The organism is Tepidimonas sp., assembly GCF_036825565.1.
Lineage (GTDB): Bacteria > Pseudomonadota > Gammaproteobacteria > Burkholderiales > Burkholderiaceae_C > Tepidimonas.
Genome location: NZ_DAISXZ010000016.1, coordinates 23,212 through 32,883 on the forward strand (window position 1 = coordinate 23,212; position 9,672 = coordinate 32,883).

Below are 9,672 nucleotides of genomic sequence, written 5' to 3' on the forward strand. Positions count from 1 at the left end.
TTTCCCCCAGCCCGCGTCGCGCGATGCGCGGGGGCCGACAATAGCGGGCGATCGCACCATTCCCTTTTTCGACAGGAGACCTCCGATATGTTCAGCCATGTGATGGTGGGCACCAACGACATCGACCGAGCCAAACGCTTCTACGACGCCGTGCTGGGCGTGCTGGGGGCCCCCGAAGGCGTCCGCAGCACCGCCGCCAGCGGTCATGAGCGGGTGTTCTACCGCCACGGAGGTGGCACCTTCGGGGTGTCCCAACCGATCAATGGCGAACCCGCCACCTGCGCCAACGGCGGGACGATCGGCTTCAAATGCGAATCGCCCGAGCAGGTGCAGCGCTTTCACGACGTGGCCGTGGCCCACGGCGGCACCTCCATCGAGGCCCCGCCCGGCCCGCGCCACGGCCCCAGCGGCACGCTCTACCTGGCTTATTTACGCGACCCGGACGGCAACAAACTGTGCGCCCTGCACCGGCCCGCGTGAGTCGTCGCCCGCCCATGTCCCCGCCCGTTGTCCCCAAACGCCGGGGTGTGGCCCGACTCTGGCACGCCGCAGGGCACTCCCTCGATGGACTCCATGCCGGCTGGCACGAGCCGGCCTTTCGGCAGGAAGTGCTCCTGGCCACGGCTCTGGTGCCCACCGCCTTTTGGCTGGGCCGAGACTGGGTTCAGATCGCCCTGCTCGTCGGCTCGGTGATGCTGCTCATGGTGGTGGAGTTGCTCAACACCGCCGTCGAGTCGGTCGTCGATCGCGTAGGCCCCGAATGGCACGCCCTGTCCAAACGCGCCAAGGACCTGGGCAGCGCCGCCGTGCTGCTGTCCCTGCTGTTTGCCGGCGGGGTCTGGGGCGCGGCGCTGTGGACCTGGTGGCGCGGCTGACGGCCGTTTAGCCCGCACGTCGGCACGCCGCCAGCAGATCGCGCTCGGCGTCCAATACCGCGCTGCGCACGCCGAACAGCCCTGCGACGGTATGGAACACATGGTCGTGCGAGACCGGCTCCTGAACGCGCCGCTGCAGGCAGGCCCAATCCAGCCCCAGCCGCCGCTGCATGCCGCCGTTGACCCACAGCAGCATCGGCACATCCTTCTGCTCGCGCGGGGCCACGGCATAGGGCATGCCGTGCAGGTACAGCCCGCCCTCGCCGAGCGACTCCCCGTGATCGGAGACATAAAGCAGCGCCGTGGGGCCGCGCCGCTGCGCCAGCCATCCGATCAGCTCCGCCAACACATGGTCCGTGTAGAGCAGCGTGTTGTCGTAGGCGTTGACGATGTGCGCTGGCTCACACGCCTGCAACTGCGCCGTCGTGCACTCTGGCTGGAAGCGCTTCAACGCCGCCGGCGTGCGCTTGAAGTAGGCCGGCCCGTGGCTGCCCATCTGATGCAGCACCACCAGCGTGCCAACCTGGCGCTTCGCCTCGGGCAAGGCCTGCAGCGCGCCGGGCAGCTCGCGCAGCAGGATCTCGTCGTGGCATTCGTCACCGCGGCACAGTCCCGGGACCTGCAGATGGTCGGTCTGGCGCGACGGCACACGCGCGCACACGCCCTTACAGCCGGACTGGTTGTCCAGCCACGTCACCGCCAGCCCGGCGCGCTGCAGCAGGTCGAGCAGGTTTTCCTGCGCGCGCGAGGGGTTCCAGCGCGCCCGACCCTCCGGCGCAGCCAGGCACGGCACCGAGGTTTGCGTGTTGGTGCCGCACGAGGTGACGGCGGCGAACGACACGATCGGCTGCCCCCGCTGAATGAGCGCGCGCAGGCGCGGCGTGGAGTCGCGCGCGTAGCCATTGAGGCCCCAATTGGCTGCGCGCGCCGTCTCGCCCACCACCAGCACCACCAGCGGCGCCTCGTCCTCACGGGCCGCTGCGGGCAGCGGCTGCACGTCCAGCCCGATGGGCTGCAGCGGCTCGGACGCGAGCGCCCGCTGGCCCACGCCGTGGCGCAGCGCGGCGTAGACGCTGTTGTAGGGATTGATCAGGTAGCGCAGCCCGCGGTCATTGCGCAGCAGCGACGCCAGATCCTGAAAAGTCAGCCACAGCAGGGCAACAGCCAGTGCCAGCGCCACCGCCCCCACGCCGGCGCGAACCAGCAGCGCGCGCCCAACCGGCCACCGCCGAACCGGCAGGCGCCACCATAGCCAGCCGGGCAGCGCCACGCCCAGCACCAGCGTGACCAGCAGGCCTGGGGTCAGCAGGTCGCGCGCCTCGCGCAGGTCGGTCTGGAACACGTTGGCCGCCATCGAGGAATCGACGACGATGCCGTAGGCCAGCATGAAGTAGCTCGCCACCCCAGCCAGCGCCAGCAGTGCCACCCCCACCGGCCGGCGCAGCGGTCCAGCCGCCAGCCACGCCAGCACCGCCAGGTTGACCAGCGCGAGCGCCAGAACCCACGCGAGCGTCACCGTCAAGCCGCGCCAACCCAGCGGCCCCTGCACCTGCCACACCGCCTCCCACAGCGGCACGTTGCCAAGCGCGGCCAGCCAGCCCGCCAGCAGGGCCAGCGCGGCCAGGGGGTGCCAGCCGGCCGCGCTGTCCGCCGCGGTCGAGCCCTCGGCGCCGTCTGCCATTCGTATTCCCGTGCGGATGCCTCTCATGGCCGCGCACGATGACACCCCAGGATTAGCGCAGCCTTAAACCCCCGATCCGCGGCGGCGGACGGGGTCACCGCGACGCGGCACCGGTCTCGGGTCCGGTCGGCGCCGAGGGCCACACCAGCGCGTAGCCGGTGGCCCACGGCGGCGAAGGACTTGCCAGCCGCTCCAGCCGCGCCCCCTCGTGCTCGGCGATGCGCTGCACCAGCGTCAACCCCAGACCCAGGCCGCCGCGGTCGGCGGGTGCCTCACCGCGGCCGCCGCCCTCGTCCAGCACCTCGACCGCCACCGCCCCGTCGGTGCGCGGGCCGACGCGCACCGCCACCCGCGACTGCGCCGGGGTGTGGCGCAGCGCGTTGTCGACCAGGTTGCGCAGCGCCAGCCGCAGCAGCGTCGGCCGGCCGCGGACGACGGTCGGCGGCCCCTGCACCTCGGGCGGGGTACGCCCACCGCCCATCGCCGTGGCGCACTCGTCCGCCACCTCCTGCGCCAGCGCGTGCAGCGCCACCGGCTGCGCGGCCTCGCCGCCCGGGGCGTCGGCACGCGCCAGCGCCAGCAGCTGGGTCAGGATCTCGCCGGCGCGCAGCGCCTCGCGCTCCACCGTCTGCAGGGCCGCCTCGCCGGCGGGCGTGCCCACCTGCAGCCGCGCCAACCGCGCCTGCCACACCAGTGCCGTCAGCGGCGAGCGCAGCTCGTGCGCGACGTCGGAGGTGAAGCGCCGCTCGCGTTGCCACAGTGCGTGCAGCCGCTCGACCAGCGCGTGCAGCGCCCGCTGCACGCGCTGCAATTCGTCGTAGCGCTGTGCCGGGGGCAGGCCACGCGCGGTATCGGCATCGAAGCGCTGCAGGGCCTCGGCCAGCGCCGACAGAGGCGCCAGCCCGCGCCGGATCGCCCACCCCAGCAGCAGCGCGACCAGCGGCAGCAACACCACCGCCGGCCGCACCAGGTGCTCGGCCACGTCGCGCCCCAGCTCCGCATGGCGGCTGACATCCAACCCAACGGCCACCCGGCGCGCGCCATGCCCGGCGACGAACCAGCGCCACGTGCGCACCTCGCCCGCCAGCGGCAACACCAGCGTGTGATAGCCCTCGGGTAACGACGGCGGCAACCGCGCTGCCCAGGCTTACGGATCCCAGCGCAGCGCCCCGCTCTCCCAGACCACCACATGCAGCTCGGGCGCATAGCGCGGCTCCGCCCGCACCGGCAGCGCCGCCGCATCCACTGTGGGAACCGGGCCTTGTACCGGAGCGGTCAACAGCAAGCGCGCGGCGGCCGTCAATTGCCCGTCGCTGATCTCCTTCGCCTCATGAACCGCGGTCTGATAGGCGCTGGCCACGAGCACCAGCCACACCCCCAGCAGCGTGGCCAAGGTCCATGCCAGCAGCCGCCATGCCAGCCGGGGGGCGCGTTCAGCCGTGGCCATCGTCCCCCTCCGCCCGAGGCGGGATGGTGTAGCCGACCCCGCGCACGGTCTGGATCAGGTCCTCGCCGAGCTTGCGCCGCAGGTGGTGCACATGCACCTCCAGCGCGTTGCTCTCCACCGTGTCGTCGAAGCCGTACAGCGCCTGCTCGAGCTGCGCGCGCGTCAACACACGGCCGCGGGCGCGCAGCAGCGCCCACAGCAATGCAAACTCCTTGGCGCGCAGCGCCACCGGCTGACCGTCGCGCCACACCGCGCGCGCGGCCGGGTCGACCCGCAGCGCGCCATGGCGCAACACCGCCTCGGCCTGCCCGGCGCTGCGGCGCAGCGCCACGCGCATGCGCGCCAGCAGCTCCTCCGGTGCAAACGGCTTGACCAGGTAGTCATCCGCCCCGCTGTCCAGCCCCGCCACGCGGTCGGCCAATGCGTCGCGGGCGGTCAGCACCAGCACCGGCGCATGCAGCCCGGCCGCGCGCCGCGCGCGCAGCCAATCGATGCCGTCACCGCCCGGCAATCCGCGGTCCAGCAGCACCAGGTCGAACGGCTCCGCCTGCAGCGCACGGCTGGCGCAGGCCAAGGTCGCGCAGACATCGCAACCATGCCCCTGCGCGCGCAGCAGCGCGGCCACGCCCTCGGCAATGGCGGTGTCGTCTTCGACGATCAGGATGCGCAATCCTTCAATCTCCTGCTCGCGCGGCCTGCGGTCCAACCGACACGCTGGAAGCGTGTCCCCAGGGCGTTGGGGGTTAAGGCCTCGTTAAGCCCAGCGGGCGTTTAATCGTTCGACCGGCCGGCCGGGCTGGCGCCGTCCTTGGCGACACACCCGCGCCCGCCGACACCGCATTTTCACGCAGTGCCGGCAATCTGTCGGCTTTTCGACTGCATGTCTCGCCATGCATACCCCGCCGACAGCCTCTTCTTTTGCATCGATGTTCCGCAGCGCCTGGTTCTGGCGCCTGCCAGGGTTGTGCTTGCTCGTGATCGCAGGTTTGATGCTCACCCCACCCGTCGATGCGTTGGCCGGTGTGCAGCGGTTGACGCGCGCCGCCCCGGATCTGCTGTGGTGGTGGTTGACCTGGCTGGGCGACACACATTTCGCCTTGGCGCTGTTTCTGGCGGCCACCATCGCGACTGGCCACCGCCACGCATCCCCCGCCTTGTTGTGGAGCATCGCGCCCGCCACACTGACCCTGCATGGCATCAAGACGCTGGCGGCAGCCCCCCGGCCCGCCGCCGTCTTGCCCCCTGAAGCCCTCCACATCATCGGCGACGTGCTCAGGCAGGGCAGTTTTCCGTCGGGGCACACGGTCACGGCCTTTACACTCGCGGCTTGCTGGATACTGACCGCTCGCCCCCCGCAGCGCGGGATGGCCGCGGCGGTGTCGCTGCCGTTGGCATTCGCCATCGGCCTGTCGCGGGTCGGAGTCGGGGCGCATTGGCCTCTGGATGTCGCCGTAGGGGCATTGTTGGGGTGGCTTTGTGCCGCCGCGGCCGTCCTCGCCGCCGGGCGCTGGGGGCCGCGCCCGGGGGATGCGCTGCACCGTTGGGAAATCGGCGCCGCCGGCGTGCTCGGTCTGGGATTGTGGTGGCGTACCGTGCCCGCCACCGTCGAACCGCTGGCCCACGCCCTCGGCGGCTTGGTCGTCGGGGTCGCGCTGGTCGCGGCGGCGCGGCGGATCTGGCTGCGCCGCGCCTCGACAGCCGTGCCGCTGCGGCGACTGAGAGAAATGGAGTGATCGCAGGAATGCGCTGGATGCTTTGGCTGGTGCCCCTGGCGGCATGGCTCACTGGGCTGGGCACGCCGCCGTTGTTCGATGTGGACGAAGGGGCGTTTTCCGAAGCGACGCGGGAGATGCTGGTCAACGGCGACTGGCTGTCGACTTGGCTCAACGGCGTGCCGCGGTACGACAAACCGATTCTGATCTATTGGCTCCAGGCGCTGTCGGTCGCGGTGCTGGGCCTGCACGAATGGGCTTTGCGTCTGCCGTCCGCCCTGGCGGCGATGGGGTGGGGCTGGGCGGTCTGGCGCTTCATGCGCGAGCGCGCGGACGCAGCGGCGGCAGAGCGCGCCCTGTGGATCGTGGCGACGGCCCTGGGGCCGTGGATCATGGCGCGCGCCGCCACGGCCGATGCCCTGCTCAACCTGTGGCTGACGCTGGCCTGCCTGGATCTGTGGCGCTATCTGGAGCGAGGGCAACGGCCGGATCTGCTGCGGGTGTATTTCTGGGTGGGGCTGGGGCTGCTGACCAAGGGGCCGGTGGCCGTGCTGATCCCCGCCGCAGCAGGCACCCTATACACCCTGCTGACGCGCGACGGGTCCACCTGGCGGCGCATCGCATTCGACATGCGGGGCTGGCTGCTGCTCCTGGCCGTGGCGGCCCCGTGGTATGCCGCGATGCTGCTGACCCATGGGCAGGCGTTCGTGGACGGCTTCATCCTGCGCCACAACGTCCAGCGCTTCACCGGTACGCTGGAGGGGCACGGCGGGGGTTGGCTGTATTACCTGATCGCCCTGCCGCTGCTGCTGCTGCCGTGGAGTGCAGCCCTGCCCGCCGTACTGCGGCAGATCAAACCCGATGTCCAGACGCCGCTGACGCGCTACCTGTGGCTGTGGTGTGGATTCGTGCTGGTGTTCTTCAGCCTGTCCGGAACCAAGCTGCCGCACTATGTGCTCTACGGCTCCACCCCGTTGATGATTCTGCTGGCGCTGCGCCTGCCCGCACTGCGCGGCGCCTGGTTGATCGTGCCCGTGGCCCTGCTGGTGCTGTGGCCGCACCTGCCCGCCCTGCTGCATGAGGCCGGGCTGCGCACCGGCAACCCCTACTACCGCGCCCAGCTCGCGCTGGCCCGGGATCTGGCCCCCGCCTTGTATGCACCCGTGGCCTGGGCGGTTTTGATCGCGGGCATCGTAGTGGCGCTCCAGCGGCGCTGGCCCGTCTGGCGGCGGCTGCAGGCGCTGGCGGCCATGCAGGCCCTGCTGCTCGGCGCCCTGGTGGCGCCGTGGTTTGGCGATGTGCTGCAGGGCGCCGTGCGCCACGCGGGCCGCCTTGCGCGCCAGGCCCAGGCGCCGGCGGTGCTGTGGCGCTTCGACGCGCCCAGCTTCAGCGTCTATGCCCAGTCGATCACCCCCAAGCGCCTGCCGGAGCCGGGCGAGTGGGCCCTCACCCGGCTCGACCGCCTGCCGGATGTGCCGCACACCGTGATCTACCAGCGCGGCGGCGTGGTGCTGCTGCGGCGCGATCCCTGAAGGTCCGATCTGGGATGGCTGGTGGGGTGGATCAGACGTCCACCTCCACCGCATCGCCCCACTGCTCCATCAGCTCGCGGCGGGCGGCGGCCTCGGCCTTGCCCATCAAGCGGTTCAGGCGCGCCGCGGTCGCCGCGGCATCCAGGCCCCCCAGGGTCACGGGCTGCAGGCGGCGCGTGTCGGGGTTGAGCGTCGTGTCCCAGAGTTGTTCGGCGCTCATTTCGCCCAAGCCTTTGAAGCGGCTGATCTGGCACTTCTCCCGCGGCACCCCCTCCTTGGCGCATTTGTCCAGGATCGCCGCCAGTTCCCCCTCATCCAGCGCGTAGTGTTTGCTGGCGGGCTTTTTGCCGCGCGCGGGCACATCCACCCGGTACAGCGGGGGCCGCGCGACATAAACGTGTCCCGCCTCGATCAGGCGGGGAAAGTGCCGGAAAAACAGGGTCAGCAGCAACACCTGGATGTGCGAACCGTCCACGTCCGCATCGCTCAGGATGCAAATCTTGCCGTAGCGCAGGCCGCTCAGGTCCACCGCATCGTCGGGGCGGTGGGGATCGACCCCGATGGCCACCGCGATGTCGTGGATCTCGGCATTGGCAAACAGCCGGTCGCGCTCCACCTCCCAGGTGTTGAGCAGCTTGCCGCGCAGCGGCAGAACGGCCTGCGACGCCTTGTCGCGCCCCATCTTGGCGCTGCCGCCGGCGCTGTCGCCCTCGACCAAAAACAGCTCGTTGCGCGACAGGTCGCGGCTTTCGCAGTCGGTCAGCTTGCCGGGCAGCACCGCCACCCCGGAGCCTTTGCGCTTTTCCACCTTCTGCGCGGCCTTCTGGCGGCTTTGCGCGGCGCGGATGACCAGCTCCGCCAACCGCTTGCCGTGCTCGACGTGCTGGTGCAACCACAGCTCCAGCGCGGGGCGCACATAGGCCGACACCAGCCGCAACGCGTCGCGGGAGTTGAGCCGCTCCTTGATCTGGCCCTGGAATTGCGGGTCCAGCACCCGCGCGCTCAACACATAACTGGCGCGGGCAAACACATCCTCGGGCAGCAGCTTCACGCCCTTGGGACACAGGGCGTGCAGTTCGATGAAGCTGCGCACGGCCTGGAACAGCCCCTCGCGCAGGCCGCTGTCGTGCGTGCCCCCGGCCGGGGTGGGGATCAGGTTGACATAGCTCTCGCGCACCAGCGGCCCCTCCTCGGTAAAGGCCACCGCCCAGGCCGCACCCTCCCCCTCGGCAAAGCTCTCATGCCCCGCTTCGGCATACCCCTCACCCTCGAACAGCGGGATCAGCGGCTCGGCCGCCAGCGTCTGCTGCAGGTAGTCGCTCAAGCCGCCCTTGTACTGCCAGGTCTGGGTCTCGCGCGTGCGCTCGTTGACCAGCGTCACGGTAACCCCCGGCATCAGCACCGCCTTGCTGCGCAGCAAATGCGTCAGCTCCCCCAGCGGCAGGGTGACCTGATCGAAGTAGCGCGCATCGGGCCAGACGCGCACCGTGGTCCCCTGGCGGCGCTCGCCGGCCTCGAGCGGCCGGCGCACCAGCGGCTCCACCACGTCACCGCCGGCAAACACCAGGCGCGCCACATGCCCATCCCGGTGGCTCGTCACCTCCAGCCGGCTGGCCAGCGCATTGGTCACGCTCACCCCCACGCCGTGCAGCCCGCCCGAAAAGCTGTACGCCCCGCCCTGCCCCTTGTCAAATTTGCCACCCGCGTGCAGCCGGGTAAAGACCAGCTCCAGCACCGGCGCTCCTTCCTCGGGATGCAGGCCGTGGGGGATGCCGCGCCCGTCGTCTTCCACGCTGACGGAGCCATCCGCATGCAGCGTCACGCGGATGCGCCGGCCAAAACCCGCCAGCGCCTCGTCGGCGGCGTTGTCGATCACCTCCTGCACGACGTGGAGCGGATTGTCGGTGCGGGTGTACATGCCCGGGCGCTGCTTGACGGGCTCCAGCCCTTTGAGCACCCGGATCGAACTCTCGGCATAACCGGGCGCAGCGCCCGGCACGGTGGTGGAGGCGGACATGGCGGCGGATTGTACGGACCCGCTCGCCCGGGCGAGCGCCCATTCCGGCGCGGCTCGGTCCCGGCCCCGCGGGGGGCTTGACAGCCCGGGGCGGTCTGTGTTTTGCACACACGGCGCCCGCCGCCGGACCGGCCTTGGCTGCGCGGCCACTCCCCTTGGTTGCGCTGCAGCGCACTCGGGAAATCATTCAAACCATTGTTTTATTTGATTTTTTAAGGCTGACTAAAAATTGGGCAATCTGTTCAAGCCCTTGCCGGACGTGGCTTTGCCCCGCGTGACCACGCCTTACCCACAAAGTTATCCACAGCAACTTGGGACAAGGCCGAACACCCCCGGTGGCTCAAGGACTTGGGCCCTCCACCTCAGATTCGGTCTGCGCATGGCCGCGCAACCCGCCCCAACCCATCC

The 9,672-nt window shown here is 70.7% G+C and carries 9 protein-coding genes; 4 read left to right on the top strand and 5 right to left on the bottom strand.

Going from position 1 to position 9,672, the window contains the following annotated elements:
- The first annotated feature begins 87 nt into the window (after positions 1–87).
- Both V7026_RS03990 and V7026_RS03995 read left to right on the top strand, forming a co-directional pair.
- Positions 88–480 carry a VOC family protein gene (locus V7026_RS03990; RefSeq protein WP_334153988.1) on the top strand — a complete coding sequence of 131 codons (393 nt, stop codon included), beginning with the start codon at positions 88–90 and terminating at the stop codon, positions 478–480.
- Positions 481–494: 14 nt separating this feature from the next.
- Positions 495–875 (top strand): diacylglycerol kinase, encoded by a 381-nt coding sequence (locus V7026_RS03995; RefSeq protein ID WP_334153990.1) that lies wholly within the window; start codon positions 495–497, stop codon positions 873–875.
- A 7-nt stretch (positions 876–882) separates the two neighbouring features.
- Here V7026_RS03995 and V7026_RS04000 read toward each other — a convergent pair whose 3' ends face one another.
- The 4 genes from V7026_RS04000 to V7026_RS04015 all read right to left on the bottom strand — a co-directional run bounded on the left by V7026_RS04000 (position 883) and on the right by V7026_RS04015 (position 4,673).
- The gene (locus V7026_RS04000; RefSeq protein WP_334153992.1) at positions 883–2,556 is read right to left on the bottom strand and encodes a phosphoethanolamine transferase; all 1,674 of its coding nucleotides are present in this window, start codon (positions 2,554–2,556) and stop codon (positions 883–885) included.
- Between the two features lie 94 nt (positions 2,557–2,650).
- Positions 2,651–3,652 carry an ATP-binding protein gene (locus V7026_RS04005; protein ID WP_334153993.1) on the bottom strand — a complete coding sequence of 334 codons (1,002 nt, stop codon included), beginning with the start codon at positions 3,650–3,652 and terminating at the stop codon, positions 2,651–2,653.
- Between the two features lie 51 nt (positions 3,653–3,703).
- Entirely contained in the window at positions 3,704–4,003 is a 300-nt protein-coding gene (locus tag V7026_RS04010) for a hypothetical protein (RefSeq protein ID WP_334153995.1), read from the bottom strand.
- Positions 3,990–4,673, bottom strand: a complete 684-nt coding sequence (locus V7026_RS04015) for a response regulator transcription factor (protein WP_334153997.1) — start codon at positions 4,671–4,673, stop codon at positions 3,990–3,992. The genes V7026_RS04010 and V7026_RS04015 overlap by 14 nt, the downstream gene beginning before the upstream one ends.
- 220 nt (positions 4,674–4,893) lie before the next feature.
- On the opposite strand from V7026_RS04015, the gene V7026_RS04020 reads away from it, so the two are divergent.
- Together V7026_RS04020 and V7026_RS04025 are read left to right on the top strand one after the other, a co-directional pair.
- Complete coding sequence (locus V7026_RS04020) at positions 4,894–5,736, top strand: phosphatase PAP2 family protein (protein ID WP_334153998.1); 843 nt, start codon at positions 4,894–4,896, stop codon at positions 5,734–5,736.
- 8 nt (positions 5,737–5,744) lie between these two features.
- Positions 5,745–7,247 (top strand): ArnT family glycosyltransferase, encoded by a 1,503-nt coding sequence (locus V7026_RS04025; protein ID WP_334153999.1) that lies wholly within the window; start codon positions 5,745–5,747, stop codon positions 7,245–7,247.
- 31 nt (positions 7,248–7,278) lie between these two features.
- On the opposite strand, the gene V7026_RS04030 is transcribed toward V7026_RS04025, so the two are convergent.
- Positions 7,279–9,264 (bottom strand): DNA topoisomerase IV subunit B, encoded by a 1,986-nt coding sequence (locus tag V7026_RS04030; protein WP_334154000.1) that lies wholly within the window; start codon positions 9,262–9,264, stop codon positions 7,279–7,281.
- Positions 9,265–9,672 lie beyond the last annotated feature (408 nt).

Bases quoted from the DNA above. Each gene is read 5' to 3' on its own strand.
- V7026_RS03990 (WP_334153988.1), top strand. From the start codon at position 88: ATGTTCAGCCATGTGATGGTGGGCACCAACGACATCGACCGAGCCAAA.
- V7026_RS03995 (WP_334153990.1), top strand. From the start codon at position 495: ATGTCCCCGCCCGTTGTCCCCAAACGCCGGGGTGTGGCCCGACTCTGG.
- V7026_RS04000 (WP_334153992.1), bottom strand. From the start codon at position 2,556: ATGGCAGACGGCGCCGAGGGCTCGACCGCGGCGGACAGCGCGGCCGGC.
- V7026_RS04010 (WP_334153995.1), bottom strand. From the start codon at position 4,003: ATGGCCACGGCTGAACGCGCCCCCCGGCTGGCATGGCGGCTGCTGGCA.
- V7026_RS04020 (WP_334153998.1), top strand. From the start codon at position 4,894: ATGCATACCCCGCCGACAGCCTCTTCTTTTGCATCGATGTTCCGCAGC.
- V7026_RS04025 (WP_334153999.1), top strand. From the start codon at position 5,745: ATGCGCTGGATGCTTTGGCTGGTGCCCCTGGCGGCATGGCTCACTGGG.
- V7026_RS04030 (WP_334154000.1), bottom strand. From the start codon at position 9,264: ATGTCCGCCTCCACCACCGTGCCGGGCGCTGCGCCCGGTTATGCCGAG.